Source organism: Pseudomonas sp. P4_C1, assembly GCF_056402155.1.
Map to the genome: position 1 here is coordinate 98244 of NZ_JBFUHY010000007.1, position 20971 is coordinate 119214.

18 protein-coding genes, 2 tRNA genes and 1 pseudogene are annotated in these 20971 nt (G+C 58.4%); 20 read left to right on the forward strand and 1 reads right to left on the reverse strand.

Translation table 11 applies throughout. From position 1 onward, the window contains the following. Positions 1–66 precede the first annotated feature (66 nt). The 6 genes and pseudogenes from dnaJ to AC1DU9_RS07465 form a co-directional block, all read left to right on the forward strand. Positions 67–1191 carry a molecular chaperone DnaJ gene (gene dnaJ / locus AC1DU9_RS07440; RefSeq protein WP_057716482.1) on the forward strand — a complete coding sequence of 375 codons (1125 nt, stop codon included), beginning with the start codon at positions 67–69 and terminating at the stop codon, positions 1189–1191. Between the two features lie 10 nt (positions 1192–1201). Next, positions 1202–2008: a 4-hydroxy-tetrahydrodipicolinate reductase gene (gene dapB, locus AC1DU9_RS07445; protein ID WP_223458582.1), complete on the forward strand. Its 807-nt coding sequence runs from the start codon at positions 1202–1204 to the stop codon at positions 2006–2008. Positions 2009–2267: 259 nt separating this feature from the next. Continuing rightward, positions 2268–3404, forward strand: a complete 1137-nt coding sequence (carA, locus tag AC1DU9_RS07450) for a glutamine-hydrolyzing carbamoyl-phosphate synthase small subunit (protein WP_223458584.1) — start codon at positions 2268–2270, stop codon at positions 3402–3404. A 117-nt stretch (positions 3405–3521) separates the two neighbouring features. Further along, the gene (gene carB, locus AC1DU9_RS07455) at positions 3522–6743 is read left to right on the forward strand and encodes a carbamoyl-phosphate synthase large subunit (RefSeq protein WP_223458586.1); all 3222 of its coding nucleotides are present in this window, start codon (positions 3522–3524) and stop codon (positions 6741–6743) included. Positions 6744–6745: 2 nt separating this feature from the next. Next, positions 6746–7222: a transcription elongation factor GreA gene (gene greA, locus AC1DU9_RS07460; protein ID WP_034148383.1), complete on the forward strand. Its 477-nt coding sequence runs from the start codon at positions 6746–6748 to the stop codon at positions 7220–7222. 28 nt (positions 7223–7250) lie between these two features. Beyond that, positions 7251–7478, forward strand: a pseudogene (locus AC1DU9_RS07465) (MFS transporter); the annotation flags it as partial. 42 nt (positions 7479–7520) lie between these two features. Here AC1DU9_RS07465 and AC1DU9_RS07470 read toward each other — a convergent pair. Further along, entirely contained in the window at positions 7521–7829 is a 309-nt protein-coding gene (locus AC1DU9_RS07470; protein WP_007942889.1) for a YhbY family RNA-binding protein, read from the reverse strand. Positions 7830–7934: 105 nt separating this feature from the next. Between AC1DU9_RS07470 and rlmE the strand changes: the two genes are divergently transcribed. From rlmE to rpsO, 14 genes are all read left to right on the forward strand, one after another. Beyond that, positions 7935–8567: a 23S rRNA (uridine(2552)-2'-O)-methyltransferase RlmE gene (gene rlmE, locus AC1DU9_RS07475; RefSeq protein WP_223458588.1), complete on the forward strand. Its 633-nt coding sequence runs from the start codon at positions 7935–7937 to the stop codon at positions 8565–8567. Positions 8568–8766: 199 nt separating this feature from the next. Then, positions 8767–10677 (forward strand): ATP-dependent zinc metalloprotease FtsH, encoded by a 1911-nt coding sequence (gene ftsH / locus AC1DU9_RS07480; protein WP_108218138.1) that lies wholly within the window; start codon positions 8767–8769, stop codon positions 10675–10677. A gap of 8 nt (positions 10678–10685) precedes the next feature. After that, positions 10686–11537 carry a dihydropteroate synthase gene (gene folP, locus AC1DU9_RS07485; RefSeq protein ID WP_223458590.1) on the forward strand — a complete coding sequence of 284 codons (852 nt, stop codon included), beginning with the start codon at positions 10686–10688 and terminating at the stop codon, positions 11535–11537. 16 nt (positions 11538–11553) lie between these two features. Next, a complete protein-coding gene (gene glmM / locus AC1DU9_RS07490) occupies positions 11554–12891 on the forward strand; it encodes a phosphoglucosamine mutase (RefSeq protein ID WP_223458593.1) in 1338 nt (445 codons plus the stop codon). A gap of 66 nt (positions 12892–12957) precedes the next feature. Next, complete coding sequence (gene tpiA / locus AC1DU9_RS07495) at positions 12958–13713, forward strand: triose-phosphate isomerase (RefSeq protein WP_223458595.1); 756 nt, start codon at positions 12958–12960, stop codon at positions 13711–13713. A 4-nt stretch (positions 13714–13717) separates the two neighbouring features. Next, entirely contained in the window at positions 13718–14101 is a 384-nt protein-coding gene (gene secG / locus AC1DU9_RS07500) for a preprotein translocase subunit SecG (protein WP_017336473.1), read from the forward strand. Between the two features lie 22 nt (positions 14102–14123). Then, positions 14124–14209, forward strand: a tRNA-Leu gene (locus tag AC1DU9_RS07505). Positions 14210–14306: 97 nt separating this feature from the next. Continuing rightward, positions 14307–14383, forward strand: a tRNA-Met gene (locus AC1DU9_RS07510). A 138-nt stretch (positions 14384–14521) separates the two neighbouring features. Beyond that, positions 14522–14980 carry a ribosome maturation factor RimP gene (gene rimP, locus AC1DU9_RS07515; protein WP_007973115.1) on the forward strand — a complete coding sequence of 153 codons (459 nt, stop codon included), beginning with the start codon at positions 14522–14524 and terminating at the stop codon, positions 14978–14980. A 59-nt stretch (positions 14981–15039) separates the two neighbouring features. Then, positions 15040–16521, forward strand: a complete 1482-nt coding sequence (gene nusA, locus AC1DU9_RS07520) for a transcription termination factor NusA (protein ID WP_008057419.1) — start codon at positions 15040–15042, stop codon at positions 16519–16521. A 27-nt stretch (positions 16522–16548) separates the two neighbouring features. Next, entirely contained in the window at positions 16549–19074 is a 2526-nt protein-coding gene (gene infB / locus AC1DU9_RS07525; RefSeq protein WP_223458598.1) for a translation initiation factor IF-2, read from the forward strand. Positions 19075–19233: 159 nt separating this feature from the next. Next, positions 19234–19635 (forward strand): 30S ribosome-binding factor RbfA, encoded by a 402-nt coding sequence (gene rbfA, locus AC1DU9_RS07530; RefSeq protein ID WP_007973108.1) that lies wholly within the window; start codon positions 19234–19236, stop codon positions 19633–19635. Between the two features lie 3 nt (positions 19636–19638). Then, positions 19639–20556, forward strand: coding sequence for a tRNA pseudouridine(55) synthase TruB (gene truB, locus AC1DU9_RS07535; protein WP_108218143.1), 918 nt, complete (start codon positions 19639–19641; stop codon positions 20554–20556). 142 nt (positions 20557–20698) lie between these two features. Next, the gene (gene rpsO / locus AC1DU9_RS07540) at positions 20699–20968 is read left to right on the forward strand and encodes a 30S ribosomal protein S15 (protein WP_011332409.1); all 270 of its coding nucleotides are present in this window, start codon (positions 20699–20701) and stop codon (positions 20966–20968) included. Positions 20969–20971: the final 3 nt, after the last annotated feature.

The following is a 20971-nucleotide window of genomic DNA, read 5'->3' on the forward strand; positions in this document are numbered from 1 at the left end:
TGGGGCTCAACGAGTTCGGCAGACTCAGGAGGGTTGTGCCGGACGTCCTTAAGAGTGCAAAGACTTATGGCAAAGCGTGACTATTACGAAGTGTTGGGTGTTGAGCGTGGCTCAAGCGAAGCAGACCTGAAGAAGGCCTACCGTCGCCTGGCGATGAAGCATCACCCGGACCGTAATCCCGATGACAAGGCGTCGGAAGAGATGTTCAAGGAGGCCAACGAGGCCTACGAAGTGCTGTCCGATTCCAGCAAGCGCGCGGCATACGACCAGTACGGTCATGCCGGTGTCGACCCGAGCATGGGGGGTGGCGGTGCCGGTTTCGGCGGTCAGAACTTCTCCGACATCTTTGGCGATGTCTTCAGTGACTTCTTCGGTGGCGGTCGCGGCGGTTCCCGTGGTGGCGCTCAGCGCGGCAGTGACTTGCGCTACACCCTGGAGCTGGACCTCGAAGAGGCAGTACGCGGTACGACCGTGAATATCCGCGTTCCGACGCTGGTCAACTGCAAGCCTTGCGACGGTTCCGGCGCCAAGAAGGGTTCTGCTCCGGTGACCTGCCCGACTTGCGGCGGTATCGGCCAGGTGCGCATGCAACAAGGCTTCTTCTCGGTGCAGCAGACCTGCCCGCGCTGCCATGGCCAGGGCAAGATCATTTCCGATCCGTGCGACTCCTGCCACGGCGAAGGTCGTGTCGAAGAGTACAAGACCCTGTCGGTGAAAGTGCCGGCCGGTGTCGATACCGGTGACCGCATTCGTCTGTCCGGCGAAGGCGAGGCGGGTGCCCAGGGTGGGCCAACTGGCGATCTGTACGTGGTGATCAACGTGCGCGAGCACTCGATTTTCCAGCGCGATGGCAAGCACCTGTTCTGCGAAGTGCCGATCAGCTTCGTCGATGCGGCGCTGGGTGGCGAGCTGGAGATTCCGACCCTTGATGGTCGAGTCAAACTGAAGATCCCTGAGGGGACCCAGACCGGCAAGCAGTTCCGCGTTCGCGGCAAGGGCGTTGCGCCTGTGCGCGGCGGTGGTGCCGGTGATTTGATGTGTCGTGTGGCGGTCGAGACTCCGGTCAACCTGAGCCGTCGCCAGCGTGAAATGCTTGAGGAGTTCCGTAGCTCCCTGGCGGACGACAACAGCCATTCGCCGAAAACCACCGGTTGGTTCGAAGGCGTGAAGCGCTTCTTCGGTGATTTGTAAGGAGACAGGCATGCGACGTATTGCTGTGATGGGTGCCGCCGGGCGCATGGGTAAAATCCTGGTCGAGGCGGTGCAGCAGCGTGCACCGCTGACCGGTCTGACGGCCGCCATCATCCGACCGGGCAGCACGCTGATTGGTGTGGATGCGGGTGAGTTGGCGTCCTTGGGGCGTATCGGTGTGCCGTTGTCCGGCAACCTGGATTCAGTGGCGGAGGAGTTCGATGTGTTGATCGACTTCACGCTGCCGGAAGTCATGCTGAAAAACCTGGCGTTCTGCCGCAAGGCAGGTAAAGCCATGGTCATCGGCACCACCGGGCTGGATGCTGCACAAAAGCAGTTGCTGGCCGAGGCGGGCAAGGATATTCCGATCGTGTTCGCGGCCAATTTCAGCGTAGGTGTGAACCTGTCGCTGAAGTTGCTCGACATGGCGGCGCGCGTGCTGGGTGATGAGGCGGATATCGAAATCATCGAAGCGCATCACCGGCACAAGATCGACGCGCCTTCAGGCACCGCGCTGCGTATGGGCGAGGTGATCGCCAGCGCCCTGGATCGTGATCTGCAAAAGGTCGCGGTCTATGGTCGTGAAGGTCATACCGGCGCGCGTGAGCGTGAAACGATCGGTTTTGCCACCGTTCGTGGTGGCGATGTGGTCGGCGATCACACTGTGCTGTTCGCCTGTGAGGGGGAGCGTCTGGAAATCACGCATAAAGCGTCCAGTCGCATGACGTTCGCCAAGGGCGCGGTACGTGCTGCATTGTGGCTGGACGGGCGCGAACCTGGCCTTTACGACATGCAAGACGTGCTCGATCTGCGTTAAGATGCACCCGAAATCGGGCTCGCGCACAGCGTTTGAGCCCGGTTTTGTTCCGTCAAGCGACGTCCTGTCGCATTCTCCAGCCTTTAAGGCTCATTGGCGGTAGACCAAAAAAGCCTTTTTCTGTAAGCTACAGCTTTAGTGTGTCCACTAAAAGCGCGCAGAATAATTCGGTGAAGAAGCGGGGTGACGTGTCCATACGTCACTCCGCTTTTTTACAACCTGCGATCGCCCTTTCAGGCTTTATTTACGGGAGGTCTTCTTGACTAAGCCAGCCATACTCGCCCTTGCTGATGGCAGCATTTTTCGCGGCGAAGCCATTGGAGCCGACGGTCAAACCGTTGGTGAGGTGGTGTTCAACACCGCAATGACCGGCTATCAGGAAATCCTTACCGATCCTTCCTACGCCCAACAGATCGTTACCCTGACTTACCCGCACATCGGCAACACCGGCACCACGCCGGAAGACGCCGAGTCCAACCGCGTCTGGTCTGCCGGCCTGGTCATCCGTGACCTGCCACTGGTGGCAAGCAACTGGCGTAACACGATGTCCCTGTCCGACTACCTGAAGGCCAACAATGTTGTGGCCATCGCCGGTATCGACACCCGCCGCCTGACGCGCATCCTGCGTGAAAAAGGCGCGCAGAACGGCTGCATCATGGCCGGCGACAACATTTCCGAAGCCGCCGCCATCGCCGCCGCCCAGGGTTTCCCTGGTCTCAAGGGCATGGACCTGGCGAAAGTCGTCAGCACCAAGGAAAGCTACGAGTGGCGCTCGACTGTCTGGGATCTGAAAACCGACAGCCACGCGACCATCGAAGCCTCCGAGCTGCCGTACCACGTGGTTGCCTACGACTACGGCGTCAAGGTGAACATCCTGCGCATGCTGGTCGAGCGCGGTTGCCGCGTGACTGTCGTGCCTGCGCAAACCCCTGCCGCCGATGTGCTGGCGCTGAAGCCGGACGGCGTGTTCTTGTCCAACGGCCCTGGTGATCCGGAGCCTTGCGACTACGCGATCCAGGCGATCAAGGACGTGCTGGAAACCGAGATTCCGGTCTTCGGTATCTGCCTCGGTCACCAGCTGCTGGCCCTGGCCTCCGGCGCCAAGACCCTGAAAATGGGTCACGGCCACCACGGTGCCAACCACCCCGTCCAGGACCTGGACAGCGGCGTGGTGATGATCACCAGCCAGAACCACGGTTTTGCCGTAGACGAAGAGACCCTGCCAGCCAACGTTCGCGCGATCCACAAATCGCTGTTCGACGGCACCCTGCAAGGTATCGAGCGTACCGACAAGAGCGCCTTCAGCTTCCAGGGTCACCCGGAAGCCAGCCCTGGCCCGAACGACGTAGCGCCATTGTTCGATCGCTTCATCACCGAGATGGCCAAGCGACGCTGATCGCTCGCCCTGATGTAGCAAAGCTTGAGGGTGGCCCCGCACCGGCGGCCCCCTCAACTCTTCAGAGATTGAACAAGACGGCTTGCCGACTGACCTGCGGATTTGAGTGACAAACCCATGCCAAAACGTACAGACATTAAAAGCATCCTGATTCTTGGCGCTGGCCCGATCGTGATCGGCCAGGCCTGCGAATTCGACTACTCCGGCGCCCAGGCCTGCAAAGCCCTGCGCGAAGAGGGTTACCGCGTCATCCTGGTGAACTCCAACCCGGCCACTATCATGACCGACCCGGCCATGGCCGACGCCACCTACATCGAGCCGATCAAGTGGCAGACCGTTGCCAAGATCATCGAGAAAGAGCGTCCGGACGCGCTGCTGCCAACCATGGGTGGCCAGACCGCTCTGAACTGCGCCCTGGACCTGGAGCGCGAAGGCGTTCTGGAGAAGTTCGGCGTAGAAATGATCGGTGCCAACGCCGACACCATCGACAAGGCTGAAGACCGTTCGCGTTTCGACAAGGCGATGAAGTCCATCGGCCTGGCGTGCCCGCGTTCCGGTATCGCCCACAGCATGGAAGAGGCCAATGCGGTCCTCGAGAAGCTCGGCTTCCCGTGCATCATCCGTCCGTCCTTCACCATGGGCGGCACCGGTGGCGGTATCGCTTACAACCGTGAAGAGTTCGAAGAAATCTGCGCCCGTGGTCTGGACCTGTCGCCGACCAAAGAGCTGCTGATCGATGAATCGCTGATCGGCTGGAAAGAATACGAAATGGAGGTTGTCCGCGATAAGAAGGACAACTGCATCATCGTCTGCTCCATCGAAAACTTCGACCCGATGGGCGTGCACACCGGTGACTCGATCACCGTGGCTCCGGCACAGACCCTGACCGACAAGGAATACCAGATCCTGCGTAACGCCTCCCTGGCGGTACTGCGCGAGATCGGCGTGGAAACCGGCGGTTCCAACGTTCAGTTTGGTATCTGCCCGAACACCGGCCGCATGGTCGTGATCGAGATGAACCCACGGGTATCCCGTTCGTCGGCACTGGCCTCGAAAGCCACCGGTTTCCCGATCGCCAAGGTCGCGGCCAAGCTGGCAGTGGGTTACACCCTCGACGAACTGTCGAACGACATCACCGGTGGCAAGACCCCGGCGTCCTTCGAGCCGTCCATCGACTACGTCGTCACCAAATTGCCGCGTTTTGCCTTCGAGAAATTCCCGAAAGCCGACGCCCGCCTGACCACTCAAATGAAGTCGGTCGGTGAAGTCATGGCCATCGGCCGTACCTTCCAGGAATCCCTGCAGAAAGCCCTGCGCGGCCTGGAAGTCGGTGTTTGCGGTCTGGACGAGAAGGTTGATCTGGCCAACCCGGAAAGCATGAGCGTACTCAAGCGCGAGCTGACCGTACCGGGTGCCGAGCGTATCTGGTACGTGGCGGACGCGATGCGCGCCGGCATGAGCGTTGAAGACATCTTCGGCATGACCATGATCGATCCTTGGTTCCTGGTGCAGATGGAAGACCTGATCAAGGAAGAAGAGAAGGTCAAGACCCTGGGTCTGACCAGCATCGACCGCGATCTGATGTTCCGCCTCAAGCGCAAAGGCTTCTCCGATATGCGCCTGGCCAAGTTGCTGGGTGTGACCGAGAAGAGCCTGCGCGCTCACCGTCACAAGCTGGAGATCTTCCCGGTCTACAAGCGCGTCGACACCTGCGCTGCCGAGTTCGCCACCGACACCGCGTACCTCTACTCGACGTACGAAGAAGAATGCGAAGCCGCGCCATCGGGTCGCGACAAGATCATGATCCTGGGTGGTGGTCCTAACCGCATCGGCCAGGGTATCGAGTTCGACTACTGCTGTGTACATGCGGCTCTGGCACTGCGCGATGACGGTTACGAAACCATCATGGTCAACTGCAACCCGGAAACCGTTTCCACCGACTACGACACTTCCGATCGCCTGTACTTCGAACCAGTGACCCTGGAAGACGTGCTGGAAATCGTCCGCGTCGAGAAGCCAAAAGGCGTGATCGTCCAGTACGGTGGCCAGACCCCGCTGAAACTGGCGCGTGCCCTGGAAGCCGCCGGCGTGCCGATCATCGGCACCAGCCCTGACGCCATCGACCGTGCCGAAGACCGTGAGCGTTTCCAGCAGATGGTCCAGCGCCTGAACCTGCGTCAGCCGCCAAACGCCACCGTGCGCAGCGAAGACGAAGCGATTCGTGCCGCCAGCAAGATCGGTTACCCGCTGGTGGTGCGTCCGTCCTATGTACTGGGCGGCCGTGCGATGGAAATCGTCTACGAAGAAGAAGAACTCAAGCGCTACCTGCGCGAAGCGGTTCAAGTGTCCAACGACAGCCCGGTGCTGCTGGACCACTTCCTCAACTGCGCCATCGAAATGGACGTGGATGCGGTCTGCGACGGCAAGGACGTGGTAATCGGCGCGATCATGCAGCACATCGAGCAGGCTGGTGTTCACTCCGGTGACTCCGCGTGCTCGCTGCCGCCGTACTCGCTGCCTGCGCACATCCAGGACGAGATGCGCGAACAGGTCAAGAAAATGGCCCTGGAGCTGGGCGTGGTCGGCCTGATGAACGTTCAGTTGGCGCTGCAAGGCGACGACATCTACGTCATCGAAGTCAACCCGCGCGCTTCCCGTACCGTACCGTTCGTGTCCAAGTGCATCGGTGTTTCCCTGGCAATGATCGCGGCTCGCGTCATGGCGGGTAAGACCTTGAAGGAAATCGGCTTCACCAAGGAAATCATCCCGAACTTCTACAGCGTGAAAGAGGCGGTGTTCCCGTTCGCCAAATTCCCTGGCGTTGACCCGATCCTCGGCCCAGAGATGAAGTCCACCGGTGAAGTGATGGGCGTGGGCGACACCTTCGGTGAAGCGTTCGCCAAGGCCCAGATGGGTGCCAGCGAAGTGTTGCCGACTGGCGGTACTGCGTTCATCAGCGTACGTGACGACGACAAGCCACTGGTTGCGGGCGTGGCCCGTGATCTGATCAACTTGGGCTTCGAAGTGGTTGCCACTGCCGGTACTGCCAAGCTGATCGAGGCTGCAGGCCTGAAAGTGCGCCGTGTGAACAAGGTGACCGAGGGTCGTCCACACGTGGTCGACATGATCAAGAATGACGAAGTCACCCTGATCATCAACACCACCGAAGGTCGTCAGTCGATCGCTGATTCGTACTCCATTCGTCGTAATGCCCTGCAGCACAAGATTTACTGCACCACCACCATTGCTGCTGGCGAAGCCATCTGTGAAGCGCTGAAGTTCGGTCCCGAGAAGACCGTGCGCCGCTTGCAGGATCTACACGCAGGATTGAAGGCATGAGCATAACGAAGTACCCAATGACCGTTCAGGGCGCTCGCGCCCTGGAAGAAGAGCACACTCACCTGACCAAGGTCGTTCGTCCGAAGCTCAGCCAGGACATCGGTACGGCCCGCGAGTTGGGTGACTTGAAGGAAAACGCCGAATACCACGCTGCCCGCGAGCAGCAGGGTATGGTCGAGGCGCGGATCCGTGACATCGAGGGCCGGATTCAGAATCAGGTCATCATTGATGTCACGACCATTCCTCATACTGGCAAAGTGATTTTCGGCACCACTGTTGAAATCGCCAACGTCGAAACTGACGAGCGCGTCACCTATCACATCGTTGGTGAGGATGAGGCTGACTTCAAATTGGGCAAAATCTCTGTTGGTTCGCCACTGGCCCGCGCCTTGATTGCCAAGGAAGAGGGTGATGTGGTCGCCGTGAAAACGCCTGGCGGCGTTATCGAGTACGAGATCGTCGAAGTTCGCCACATCTGAAGGCCGGCGCCCGTTTCGTACGGGCGCCATGCTTTGGCAGCTGACCCGGATGTTGTAGGTCGGCGGCTTGTGGCTGTTGCAAACTGGTCTGTTGCCGGTGCTGGGTCGAATGGGCCTGGCACCGCTGCTGATCGACGAAATTGCAGTCATGCTGAAGGCGCCGATGGCGGGACTTGCCGCAGCGTGCGTGATTTTTCAGGCTTTGGTGCTGATTAAGGCCGAGGGCCCTGTCAGTCTATGGCGGGATTTTCGCGGGTGGAGCGGCAGGGTGCGCGAAGCACACCCTTGACCCTTGCCATCACTTGAAGCGATGGACGTTCGACAGTTGCTTGTTGACGCTGAAGTTCTTGCGGTAGATCAGTGCCATCTTGCCGATGACCTGAACCAGATCCGCTTTGCCGACCTTGCAGAGCTCTGCAATGGACGCCAGGCGCGATTCGCGATCGAGGATGTTGAGCTTGATCTTGATCAGCTCGTGATCCGCCAAAGCGCGTTCGAGTTCGGCTAACACACCTTCAGTCAAACCATTGTCTGCCACAATCAATACTGGTTTCAGATGATGGCCAATGGATTTGTACTGTTTCTTCTGCTCTTGAGTGAGCGGCATAATCTGACCCCTGCGTCTGATCTTGTAAAAAGCGGCGGCCAGTTTACCCGAGCGAGTCCGGGACCGCCCAGTTAATCACGACCCGTTTTATTTCCGAGGTATCCCGTGGCCCGTTCCAAGACAAGCCTTAACTGGCTGAAAGAACATTTCAACGACCCATTCGTCAAAATGGCACAAAAAGACGGGTACCGCTCCCGCGCCAGCTACAAACTGCTGGAGATCCAGGAAAAGGATCGTCTGATCCGTCCGGGCATGAGCGTAATCGACCTTGGTGCGGCCCCCGGTGGGTGGTCCCAGGTGACCAGTCGTCTGATTGGTGGGCAGGGGACACTGATCGCTTCTGACATTCTGGAAATGGACAGCATTCCGGACGTGACCTTCATTCAGGGCGACTTTACCGAGGATGCCGTGCTGGCTCAGATCCTCGAGGCCGTCGGAAATAAAGACGTAGACCTTGTGATTTCCGACATGGCCCCCAATATGAGTGGATTACCGGCCGTGGACATGCCGCGAGCGATGTTCCTGTGCGAGTTGGCACTGGATCTTTCGACGCGGGTGCTCAAGCCCGGTGGTGATTTTTTGATCAAAATCTTCCAGGGCGAAGGCTTCGACGAGTTCCACAAGAGCGTTCGCCAGCAGTTCGAGAAGGTGCAGATGCGCAAGCCGACCTCGTCGCGCGACCGTTCTCGCGAGCAGTACCTGCTGGGCCGCGGTTTCCGCGGACGCAGTGAGGGTTGAGTGAATTTTTGATCGGGGCGATAGGATTTTTGTATTACGCCTTGTCAGAATTAGCGAATATTGTGTAGGAAGTGTTTCACAAAGGGTTACAGACGACGCCTGCCAAGTCGTAGGTAATGTAGTAAGTTAGGCCGGTGAATATCATGCGAAGCGCGCGTCAGTAGCGGAGCTTGCTTCAGAGGGTAGTTAATTGAACGATATGGCAAAGAATCTGATCCTGTGGTTGATCATCGCGGCTGTCCTGGTGACGGTGATGAACAACTTCTCCAGCCCTAACGAGCCACAGACCCTCAACTATTCCGACTTCATCCAGCAGGTCAAGGATGGCAAGGTCGAACGCGTGGCGGTTGATGGCTACGTGATTACCGGCAAGCGCAACGATGGCGACAGCTTCAAGACCATTCGCCCGGCGATCCAGGACAACGGCCTGATCGGCGACCTGGTGGATAACCACGTCGTGGTCGAAGGCAAGCAGCCTGAACAGCAAAGCATCTGGACTCAGCTTCTGGTTGCCAGCTTCCCGATCCTCGTGATTATCGCCGTGTTCATGTTCTTCATGCGGCAGATGCAGGGCGGTGCCGGTGGCAAGGGCGGGCCGATGAGCTTCGGTAAAAGCAAGGCGCGTCTGCTCTCCGAGGATCAGGTGAAAACAACCCTGGCTGACGTTGCCGGTTGCGACGAAGCCAAGGAAGAAGTCGGTGAGCTGGTCGAGTTCCTGCGCGATCCGGGCAAGTTCCAGCGCCTGGGTGGCCGCATTCCTCGCGGCGTGCTGATGGTCGGTCCTCCGGGTACCGGTAAAACCTTGCTGGCCAAGGCCATCGCCGGCGAAGCCAAAGTACCGTTCTTCACCATTTCCGGTTCCGACTTCGTCGAAATGTTCGTCGGTGTTGGTGCCAGCCGTGTTCGCGATATGTTCGAACAGGCCAAGAAACACGCTCCATGCATCATCTTCATCGACGAAATCGATGCGGTCGGTCGCCATCGTGGTGCTGGCATGGGTGGTGGTCACGACGAGCGCGAGCAGACTCTCAACCAATTGCTGGTGGAGATGGATGGCTTTGAAATGAATGACGGCATCATCGTGATCGCCGCAACCAACCGTCCTGATGTACTGGATCCTGCGTTGCTGCGTCCAGGCCGTTTCGACCGTCAGGTTGTGGTCGGTCTGCCGGACATCCGTGGTCGCGAACAGATTCTCAAGGTTCACATGCGCAAAGTGCCGATGGGCGACGACGTTGCCCCGGCCGTGATCGCTCGTGGTACTCCAGGGTTCTCTGGTGCTGACTTGGCCAACCTGGTGAACGAGGCATCGTTGTTCGCTGCCCGGGCCGGCAAGCGCATCGTCGAGATGAAAGAATTCGAACTGGCGAAAGACAAGATCATGATGGGCGCCGAGCGCAAATCCATGGTCATGTCCGAGAAGGAAAAACAGAACACGGCTTATCACGAAGCGGGCCACGCCATCGTGGGTCGTGTCGTGCCTGAGCATGATCCGGTGTACAAGGTGTCGATCATTCCGCGCGGTCGTGCGCTGGGTGTGACCATGTTCCTGCCGGAAGAAGATCGTTACAGCCTGTCCAAGCGTGCGTTGATCAGCCAGATCTGCTCGCTGTACGGCGGTCGTATCGCTGAAGAAATGACTCTGGGCTTCGATGGCGTGACCACCGGTGCTTCCAACGACATCATGCGCGCCAGCCAGATTGCGCGGAACATGGTGACCAAGTGGGGACTTTCGGAGAAACTCGGGCCGTTGATGTATGCCGAAGAAGAGGGTGAAGTGTTCCTTGGGCGCGGCGGTGGCGGTCAGAATGCAAGCTTCTCTGGTGATACAGCCAAGCTGATCGACTCTGAAGTACGCAGCATCATCGATCAGTGCTACGGCACGGCGAAGCAGATCCTCACGGACAACCGTGACAAGCTCGATGCGATGGCCGATGCCTTGATGAAGTACGAAACGATCGATGCCGAGCAGATCGACGACATCATGGCGGGGCGTACACCTCGCGAGCCACGCGACTGGTCGGGTGGCACGGGTACTTCCGGCACCCCTCCGGTGGTGCAGGATGAGCGTCCGGAAACACCGATCGGCGGTCCTGCTGCTGACGTATAAGGTTTGAAATGACTTCTGTTCAGTCCTCGACCCGGTTGCCTTGCGGCAACCGGGTTCTTGATTTGGCCCAGACACATGTCATGGGTATTCTCAATGTCACTCCTGATTCTTTCTCCGATGGTGGCCAATACAGCCAGCTCGACGCGGCAATGCGTCACGCCGAAGCCATGGTGGCGGCCGGCGCGACGTTGATCGATGTCGGCGGCGAGTCCACCCGTCCTGGTGCCAGGGCGGTGTCGCCACTGGAGGAGCTGGAGCGCGTAGCGCCCATTGTCGAGCGCATCAGCCGCGAGCTGGACGTCATCATCTCGGTCGACACCTCCACGCCAGCGGTCATGCGTGAAACCGCGCGCCTGGGTGCCGGGTTGATCAATGATGTGCGTTCGTTGCGTCGCGATGGCGCCCTGGATGCAGCGGCGGCCACCGGGCTACCGGTTTGCCTGATGCATATGCTGGGAGAACCGGGCGATATGCAGGACAATCCGCAGTACCAGGACATTACGAAAGAAGTGGGTGGGTTTCTCGCCGAGCGCATGCATCAGTGTTCATTGGCGGGTATTCCAGCCGAACGGATCATTCTTGATCCGGGCTTTGGCTTCGCCAAAACCTTGCAGCACAACCTGAGCTTGTTCAAACATATGCAAGCCCTGCATGCCTTGGGGCGGCCCCTGTTGGTCGGGGTTTCGCGAAAGAGCATGATTGGCCAGGCGTTGAATCGTCCGGTGGGGGACCGATTGTATGGTGGTTTGGCGCTTGCGGCGCTGGCATCGACGAAAGGTGCGCGTATATTGCGCGTCCATGATGTAGCCGAAACAATGGATGTGGTGCGGATGATTGCCGCAGTGGAATCAGCCGAATAAGAATGATGGAGCACTTATGAGCAAAAAATATTTTGGCACCGATGGTATTCGTGGGCGTGTCGGTGAATACCCGATCACTCCTGATTTCATGCTCAAGCTCGGCTGGGCTGCAGGTATGGCGTTCCGCAAGATGGGCACCTGCAAGGTATTGGTAGGCAAGGACACCCGGATCTCCGGCTACATGTTTGAATCGGCACTTGAAGCCGGGCTGACGTCGGCAGGTGCTGATGTGATGCTTCTGGGGCCTATGCCGACCCCGGCCATTGCCTATCTGACGCGCACCTTTCATGCCGAAGCTGGCATCGTGATCAGTGCGTCGCACAATCCGCATGATGACAATGGCATCAAGTTCTTCTCCGGCAAAGGCACCAAGCTGCCGGATGAAGTCGAGCATATGATCGAAGAGTTGCTCGACACTCCAATGACTGTGGTGGAGTCGAGCAAGATCGGCAAAGTGTCGCGAATCAATGACGCGTCGGGTCGGTATATCGAATTCTGCAAGAGCAGTGTGCCGACCGGTACCAGCTTTACCGGCCTCAAGATTGTGATCGACTGCGCCCATGGTGCGACCTATAAAGTGGCGCCGAGTGTGTTTCGTGAGTTGGGTGCCGAAGTCGTGGTCTTGTCCGCGCAGCCCAATGGTTTGAATATCAATGACAACTGCGGCTCGACCCATATGGGGCAACTGCAGGCCGCTGTGCTGGCTGAGCACGCCGATCTGGGTATCGCCTTCGATGGTGATGGTGACCGGGTGTTGATGGTGGATCACACGGGGGCCATCGTCGATGGTGATGAGTTGCTGTTCATCATTGCTCGCGACCTGCATGAGCGAGACAAGCTGCAAGGTGGTGTAGTCGGTACGCTGATGAGCAACCTGGGATTGGAGTTGGCCTTGGCCGACCTGGCGATTCCATTTGTTCGCGCCAATGTTGGTGATCGTTATGTGATTGCTGATCTGCTGGAGCGCAACTGGCTGGTCGGTGGCGAAAATTCGGGTCATATCGTTTGCTTCAATTACACCACCACTGGTGATGCGATTATCGCCGCGTTGCAGGTGCTGAAGGCGTTGAAAGCCCGTGCGCAAGGTTTGGCTGAAGCGCGTCAGGCGCTGCGCAAATGCCCTCAGGTGCTGATCAACGTTCGCTTCGGCGGCGGCGCAAACCCTCTCGACCATCCGTCGGTCAAGGAGGCCAGCGAGCGTGTGACCAAGGCGATGGCGGGTCGGGGGCGTGTGCTGTTGCGCAAGTCCGGAACCGAACCACTGGTGCGTGTGATGGTCGAAGGCGAGGACGAAACGCAGGTTCGTAGCTATGCCGAAGAGCTGGCAAAACTGGTTACTGAAGTTTCTGCCTGAATTCGGCTTGCCAGCCATGATTGTGTTGGGTAACATCTGCGCCCACTTTGACCGACGAGGTACAGCATGCGTCGCCCTATGGTAGCTGGTAACTGGAAGATGCACGGTACCCGCGCCAGCGTCGCTGAGCTGATCAACGGCCTTCGTGACTTGGCCTTGCCGAGCGATGTTGATGTCGCGGTATTCCCGCCTTGCCTGCATATCAATCAAGTGATTGATGGCCTGGAAGGAAAGTCGATTTCGGTCGGCGCGCAGAATTCTGCGGTGGAATCCGGGCAAGGTGCGTTGACCGGTGAAGTTGCACCGAGTCAGTTGGTGGATGCAGGTTGTTCCCTGGTGCTTGTCGGGCACTCCGAGCGCCGCCAGATTATGGGCGAGCAGGACGCAATGCTGATCCGCAAGTTCGCAGCGGCACAGGCATGTGGCTTGATTCCGGTGTTGTGCATAGGGGAAACCCTTGAGCAGCGTGAAGCCGGAAAGACTCTTGAGGTTGTCTCGCATCAGCTGGGCAGTATCATTGAGGAGCTGGGTGTCGGTGCCTTTGCCAAGGCAGTGATCGCTTACGAGCCGGTCTGGGCCATTGGCACCGGGCTGACTGCAACGCCACAACAGGCGCAGGATGTGCACGCAGCCATTCGCGCCCAGTTGGCGGCAGAGAATTCTGAGGTCGCACAAGGTGTGCGGCTTCTATACGGCGGCAGCGTGAAGGCGGCCAATGCGGTCGAACTGTTCGGCATGCCGGATATCGATGGGGGTCTCATTGGTGGGGCTTCCCTGAATGCAGATGAGTTCGGTGCGATTTGTCGCGCCGCGGGAAACTGAAAAAATGCTGGAAACAGTCGTAGTCGTTTTTCATCTGCTGGGTGCATTGGGCGTAGTAGCTCTGGTTTTGCTGCAGCAGGGTAAAGGTGCGGATGCTGGCGCGTCTTTCGGAGCAGGTGCTTCAAATACTGTGTTCGGAAGCCAAGGTTCCTCTACCTTTCTTAGTAAGTTTACTGCTATACTTGCCGCAGGTTTTTTCATAACCAGCTTGGGGTTAGGTTACTTTGCTAAAGAGAAGGCTCACCAGCTGACTCAAGTAGGTCTCCCAAATCCAGCGGTACTGGAAGTTCCAAAGCAACAACCGGCTTCTGATGATGTCCCGGTGCTTCAAGAGCAAAAGTCGGCTACTCCAGCGACTGACGTGCCTCCAGCTCAAGAGCAGAAGTAAGAAGGGTTTCAAACGTAGTATTGCCGAGGTGGTGGAATTGGTAGACACGCAACCTTGAGGTGGTTGTGCCCATAGGGTGTAGGGGTTCGAGTCCCCTTCTCGGTACCAATTAGTCAGGAGAGCCCGCTGTTGCGGGCTTTCTTGCAGGTGGAAGGTTACATTGACCCTGTAGGGGATCGGTCGTATACTTCCGCCCCAGCTTTGTCGCGGGGTGGAGCAGTCTGGTAGCTCGTCGGGCTCATAACCCGAAGGTCGTCGGTTCAAATCCGGCCCCCGCAACCAGTTTAAGGAGCCCCTTTTAAGGGGCTTTTTGTTAGCTGGACACTTTCAACGCCGCTGTTCGACGGCGTTTCAAGGATGGGCGTTTCGCCCATTTTTTTATTTTGCATAGCATGCACATACATGCACTAGGGGGTTCAGGTGTCGAGCAAGCTAGAAGAGTTGCAGGCCTTGCTGGCCCCGGTGGTCGTGGCCCTAGGCTATGAATGCTGGGGTATCGAGTTTTCGGCTCAGGGTCGTCACTCGATGTTGCGCGTTTATATCGATAAAGAAGGCGGCGTGCTGGTGGACGATTGCGCCATCGTCAGCCGTCAGATCAGCGGTGTGCTGGATGTTGAAGATCCAATTTCCGTTGAATACACCCTTGAAGTTTCCTCGCCTGGCATGGAACGCCCGCTGTTCACTCTTGAGCAGTTTGCAAAATTTGCCGGTGAACAAGTGAAGATCAAGCTGCGCTCGCCTTTTGAAGGACGACGCAACTTTCAGGGCCTTCTGCGCGGCGTAGAAGAGCAGGATGTCGTGGTGCAGGTAGAAGACCACGAGTTCCTGTTGCCGATCGATATGATCGACAAGGCCAACATTATTCCCAGTTTTGACTGAGGCGTGCCAGATACTGCGGATCCCGCGGATCCAATGGCTTGCGAAAGGCGAGGCGTACGATGAGCAAAGAAGTACTGCTGGTTGTTGAGTCGGTATCCAATGAAAAGGGCGTACCGGCAAACGTTATTTTTGAAGCGCTGGAGCTGGCTCTGGCCACTGCTACCAAAAAGCGTTTCGAAGACGAAGTTGATCTGCGTGTGGAAATCAATCGCCACACGGGTGCATACGAGACATTCCGTCGCTGGACGGTCGTCGAAGAAGCAGACCTGGACGATCCGGCCATCGAAACCTGGCCGAGCAAGGTTGCCGAAACGCATCCTGGCGCCAAGGTCGGTGATGTCGTAGAAGAGAAAATCGAGTCCATCGAGTTCGGCCGCATCGCTGCACAGACTGCCAAGCAAGTCATTGTGCAGAAAGTTCGCGAAGCCGAGCGCGCTCAGGTGGTTGACGCTTATCGCGAGCGCCTGGGTGAAATCATCTCCGGCACCGTGAAAAAAGTCACCCGCGACAACGTGATCGTTGATCTGGGCAACAACGCTGAAGCGTTGCTGGCTCGTGAAGACATCATTTCTCGCGAAACTTTCCGGGTTGGCGTGCGTCTGCGTGCGCTGCTCAAGGAAATCCGCACCGAGAACCGCGGCCCGCAGTTGATCCTGTCGCGCACCGCGCCGGAAATGCTGATCGAGTTGTTCCGCATCGAAGTGCCGGAAATTGCCGAAGGCCTGATCGAAGTGATGGCTGCGTCCCGTGATCCGGGTTCGCGTGCCAAGATCGCCGTTCGCTCCAAGGACAAACGCATCGACCCGCAGGGCGCTTGCATCGGTATGCGCGGTTCGCGCGTCCAGGCAGTGTCGGGTGAGTTGGGCGGTGAGCGTGTTGACATCGTTCTGTGGGACGACAACCCGGCTCAGTTCGTGATCAACGCCATGTCCCCGGCCGAGGTTGCGGCAATTATCGTTGACGAAGATGCCCATGCAATGGACATCGCCGTTGGCGCAGACAATCTGGCTCAGGCCATCGGTCGCGGTGGTCAGAACGTGCGTCTGGCTAGCCAGTTGACTGGCTGGACCCTGAACGTGATGACCGAATCGGACATCCAGGCTAAACAGCAAGCGGAAACCGGCGATATCCTGCGCAACTTCATCGACGAGCTGGAAGTCGACGAAGATCTGGCGCAGGTGCTGGTGGACGAAGGCTTTACCAGCCTGGAAGAGATTGCCTACGTACCGTTGGAAGAAATGCTCAACATCGACGGCTTTGACGAAGACACCGTCAACGAGCTTCGCGCTCGGGCCAAGGATCGCTTGTTGACTAAAGCCATCGCTACTGAGGAAAAGCTGGCAGACGCCCATCCGGCCGAAGACCTGCTCTCGCTTGAGGGTATGGACAAGGATTTGGCGATGGAACTGGCGGTGCGCGGCGTAATTACCCGCGAAGACCTGGCCGAGCAGTCTATTGACGACCTGCTCGACATCGACGGCATTGACGATGATCGTGCCGGCAAGTTGATCATGGCCGCCCGAGCCCACTGGTTCGAGTAATTAGGCGCGGCCTGAGGAGAGAAGTGCATGACGCAAGTCACGGTGAAACAACTGGCCGATGAGGTCAAAACACCGGTAGAGCGCCTGTTGCAGCAGATGCGTGAGGCAGGTCTGCCGCACACCGCCGCCGAAGAAAGTGTGACTGACAGTGAGAAGCAATCGTTGCTGACTCACTTGAAAAGCAGCCACAAGGCGAAAGTGGAAGAACCACGCAAAATTACGCTGCAGCGTAAAACCACCAGCACCCTGCGGGTTGCTGGCAGCAAAAGCATCAGCGTTGAAGTACGCAAGAAGAAAGTCTTCGTACAGCGCAGCCCGGAAGAAATCGAAGCCGAGCGCAAGCGTGAACTGGATGAACGTCGCGCAGTAGAAAATGCTGCTCGTCAGAAGGCTGAAGAAGAAGCCAAGCGCCGCGCCGAAGAAGAAGCGCGTCGCCAGCCTGCTGCTGCGCCGACCGCTCAAGCCGTACCTGTTGCAGCGCCTGCTGTGGTGGCCGAGCCAGTTCGCGAAAGCGCACCGGTTGTGGCAGCCGCTCCAGCTCCTGCGGTCGATGCCCGCAAGCGTGACGAACAGCGTCGTCCGGACAAGCCACGTGCCGACGACAACAATCGTCGCGGTAGCGGCGATGGCGAGCGCAAAAACGCTCCGCATCGTGCTTCGGTCAAGGAAAAGGCGCCTGCTCCGCGCGTTGCCCCACGTACTACCGACGAAGAAAGCGATGGCTTCCGCCGTGGTGGTCGCGGCAAGGCCAAGCTGAAGAAGCGCAACGCCCACGGTTTCCAGAGCCCGACCGGCCCTGTCGTGCGCGAAGTGAAGATCGGCGAAACCATCACTGTTGGCGATCTCGCCCAGCAGATGTCGGTGAAGGCTGCTGAAATCATCAAGTTCATGTTCAAACTGGGTACTCCAGCGACCATCAACCAGGTACTGGATCAGGAAACTGCCCAACTGGTTGCCGAAGAGCTGGGCCACAAAGTGACCCTGGTCAGCGACACCGCCCTGGAAGATTCCCTGGCCGAGTCCCTGAAGTTTGAAGGCGAGGCAGTTTCCCGTGCACCAGTCGTGACCGTAATGGGCCACGTTGACCACGGTAAGACTTCCCTGCTCGACTACATCCGTCGTGCCAAGGTTGCTGCTGGCGAAGCCGGTGGTATCACCCAGCACATCGGTGCTTACCACGTTGAAACCGACCGTGGCATGGTGACGTTCCTCGATACCCCTGGTCACGCTGCGTTTACCGCAATGCGTGCCCGTGGTGCCAAGGCGACCGACATCGTGATCCTGGTGGTTGCAGCGGACGACGGCGTGATGCCGCAGACCATTGAAGCTGTTCAGCATGCCAAGGCTGCGGGTGTTCCGCTGGTCGTGGCGGTGAACAAGATCGACAAGCCGGGCGCCGATCTCGATCGCATCCGTAGCGAGCTGTCGGTACACGGCGTGACGTCGGAAGAGTGGGGTGGTGACACGCCGTTCGTACCGGTCTCGGCGAAGATGGGTACTGGCGTCGACGAATTGCTCGAAGCGGTACTGCTGCAAGCCGAAGTCCTGGAATTGACTGCAACTCCGTCGGCTCCTGGCCGTGGCGTCGTGGTTGAATCCCGTCTCGACAAGGGCCGTGGCCCGGTGGCTACCGTTCTGGTTCAAGACGGTACCCTGCGTCAGGGCGACATGGTCCTGGTCGGTTCGAACTATGGCCGTGTACGTGCCATGCTCGACGAGAACGGCAAGCCAATCAAGGAAGCCGGTCCGGCCATCCCTGTCGAGATCCTCGGCCTGGACGGTACCCCGGACGCTGGCGACGAGATGAGCGTGGTTGCCGACGAGAAGAAAGCCCGTGAAGTGGCTCTGTTCCGTCAAGGCAAGTTCCGCGAAGTCAAACTGGCTCGCGCTCACGCCGGCAAGCTGGAAAACATCTTCGAAAACATGGGCCAGGAAGAGAAGAAGACGCTCAACATCGTCCTCAAATCTGACGTCCGTGGTTCGCTCGAAGCGTTGAACGGTGCCTTGAACGGCCTGGGTAACGACGAAGTGCAAGTGCGTGTGGTCGGTGGCGGCGTCGGTGGTATCACCGAATCCGATGCCAACCTGGCACTGGCCTCCAACGCTGTACTGTTCGGCTTCAACGTGCGTGCCGATGCCGGCGCGCGCAAGATCGTCGAGCAGGAAGGTCTGGATATGCGTTACTACAACGTGATCTACGACATCATCGAAGACGTCAAGAAAGCCCTGACCGGTATGCTCGGCAGCGATGTTCGCGAGAACATTCTGGGCATCGCCGAAGTGCGTGACGTGTTCCGTTCGCCGAAGTTTGGCGCGATCGCCGGTTGCATGGTTATCGAAGGTGTTGTGCACCGTAACCGTCCGATCCGTGTACTGCGTGAAGACATCGTTATCTTCGAAGGCGAGCTGGAATCCCTGCGCCGCTTCAAGGATGACGCTTCCGAAGTACGTGCCGGCATGGAATGCGGTATCGGCGTGAAGAGCTACAACGACGTCAAGGTCGGTGACAAGATCGAAGTCTTCGAGAAGGTGCAGGTTGCTCGCAGCCTCTAATTCGCGCACTTCAAGAGCCGTGACGGGCCGCCGCATGCAAGTGCGCAGTTCGTCACCCGGACTCTAAACGCAACGCCCGGTCTGGCTTCTGTCAGGCCGGGCGTTTGCCGCTTTCAGACCACACGGGTTTCACCGTGGGGCAGTTACAGGTAACAAGACATGGCAAAAGAATATAGCCGTACCCAACGTATCGGCGATCAGATGCAGCGCGAGCTGGCACAACTGATCCGTCGTGAAGTCAAAGACCCGCGCGTCGGCCTGGTCACCATTACCGCGGTGGAAGTCAGCCGTGACGTCGGTCACGCCAAGATTTTCATCACCGTGATGGGCCAGGACAGCGCTGAAGAAATTGCCCAAAGCATCAAGGTGCTGAACTCTGCCGCCGGTTTCCTGCGCATGCAGTTGGCTCGCGAGATGAAGCTGCGTAGCGTTCCTCAGTTGCACTTCCACTACGACGAAAGCGTCGTACGCGGTGCGCATCTGTCGGCCCTGATCGAGCGCGCAGTGGCTGAAGACAATCAGCATCCGGTTGCGGCAGAAGCCGAAGACACCAAGGAGTAATCGGTGGCTCAGGTCAAACGTATCCGTCGTAACGTCAGCGGCATCATCCTGCTCGACAAGCCGCTGGGGTTCACCTCCAACGCGGCCTTGCAGAAGGTTCGCTGGTTGCTGAACGCCGAAAAGGCAGGTCATACCGGCAGTCTCGATCCCCTGGCCACCGGCGTGTTGCCGCTGTGTTTTGGTGAGGCGACCAAGTTCTCGCAATACCTGCTCGATTCCGACAAGGGTTATGAAACCCTGGCGCAACTGGGCAAGACCACCACCACGGCGGATGCCGAAGGTGAGGTTTTGCAGGAGCGCCCGGTGACCGTTGGTCGCACCGATATCGAGGCTGTACTGCCGAAATTTCGTGGGCAAATCAGTCAGATACCGCCGATGTACTCGGCGCTCAAGCGTGATGGCCAGCCGCTGTACAAGTTGGCTCGTGCAGGCGAAGTAGTGGAGCGCGAACCGCGTTCTGTTACTATTACGCGCTTGGAATTGCTGGCCTTCGAAGGTGATACTGCGCGGCTGGCGGTGGATTGCACTAAAGGCACCTATATCCGCACCCTGGTGGAGGATATTGGTGAGCAACTCGGTTGTGGCGCTTACGTTGCAGAACTGCGACGTACCCAGGCCGGGCCATTCACCCTGGCGCAGACGGTTACCCTCGAAGAGCTGGAAGCAGTACATGCCGAAGGCGGCAACGAAGCGGTCGATCGCTTCCTGATGCCATCGGACAGCGGCCTGCTGGATTGGCCACTGTTGCAGTTCTCGGAAGCGAGCGCGTTCTACTGGCTCAACGGCCAGCCGGTACGTGCCCCGGATGCTCCGAAGTTCGGCATGGTGCGGGTACAGGATCACAATGGTCGCTTCATCGGTATCGGTGAAGTGAGCGAAGACGGGCGCATCGCGCCGCGTCGTTTGATTCGGTCAGAGTGACCGAAACCAGTCTGTGTAACAGCAGGCTGGCGAGGGTGGCTGTCAACAGGCACGGTCACTACTCATTTTTAGATACAGGGATTTGTCCCTGGCCTGTTGAAACTGTTTTTCTGAAACGGTTTCCTGATAAAAGGATTGCCTCATGGCTCTCGACGTTCAAGAAAAAGCTCAAATCGTAGCTGACTACCAGCAAGCTGTTGGTGACACTGGTTCGCCAGAAGTGCAAGTTGCACTGCTGACCGCCAACATCAACAAACTGCAAGGTCACTTCAAGGCCAACGGTAAAGACCACCACTCCCGTCGTGGTCTGATCCGCATGGTTAACCAGCGTCGTAAGCTGCTGGACTACCTGAAAGGCAAGGACGTGAGCCGTTACAGCGCTCTGATCGCTCGCCTGGGTCTGCGTCGCTAATAA

Bases quoted from the DNA above. Each gene is read 5' to 3' on its own strand.
- rbfA (WP_007973108.1), top strand. From the start codon at position 19,234: ATGGCAAAAGAATATAGCCGTACCCAACGTATCGGCGATCAGATGCAG.
- secG (WP_017336473.1), top strand. From the start codon at position 13,718: ATGCTGGAAACAGTCGTAGTCGTTTTTCATCTGCTGGGTGCATTGGGC.
- carB (WP_223458586.1), top strand. From the start codon at position 3,522: ATGCCAAAACGTACAGACATTAAAAGCATCCTGATTCTTGGCGCTGGC.
- nusA (WP_008057419.1), top strand. From the start codon at position 15,040: ATGAGCAAAGAAGTACTGCTGGTTGTTGAGTCGGTATCCAATGAAAAG.
- ftsH (WP_108218138.1), top strand. From the start codon at position 8,767: ATGGCAAAGAATCTGATCCTGTGGTTGATCATCGCGGCTGTCCTGGTG.
- tpiA (WP_223458595.1), top strand. From the start codon at position 12,958: ATGCGTCGCCCTATGGTAGCTGGTAACTGGAAGATGCACGGTACCCGC.
- rpsO (WP_011332409.1), top strand. From the start codon at position 20,699: ATGGCTCTCGACGTTCAAGAAAAAGCTCAAATCGTAGCTGACTACCAG.
- glmM (WP_223458593.1), top strand. From the start codon at position 11,554: ATGAGCAAAAAATATTTTGGCACCGATGGTATTCGTGGGCGTGTCGGT.
- infB (WP_223458598.1), top strand. From the start codon at position 16,549: ATGACGCAAGTCACGGTGAAACAACTGGCCGATGAGGTCAAAACACCG.
- folP (WP_223458590.1), top strand. From the start codon at position 10,686: ATGACTTCTGTTCAGTCCTCGACCCGGTTGCCTTGCGGCAACCGGGTT.
- dapB (WP_223458582.1), top strand. From the start codon at position 1,202: ATGCGACGTATTGCTGTGATGGGTGCCGCCGGGCGCATGGGTAAAATC.
- AC1DU9_RS07470 (WP_007942889.1), bottom strand. From the start codon at position 7,829: ATGCCGCTCACTCAAGAGCAGAAGAAACAGTACAAATCCATTGGCCAT.
- dnaJ (WP_057716482.1), top strand. From the start codon at position 67: ATGGCAAAGCGTGACTATTACGAAGTGTTGGGTGTTGAGCGTGGCTCA.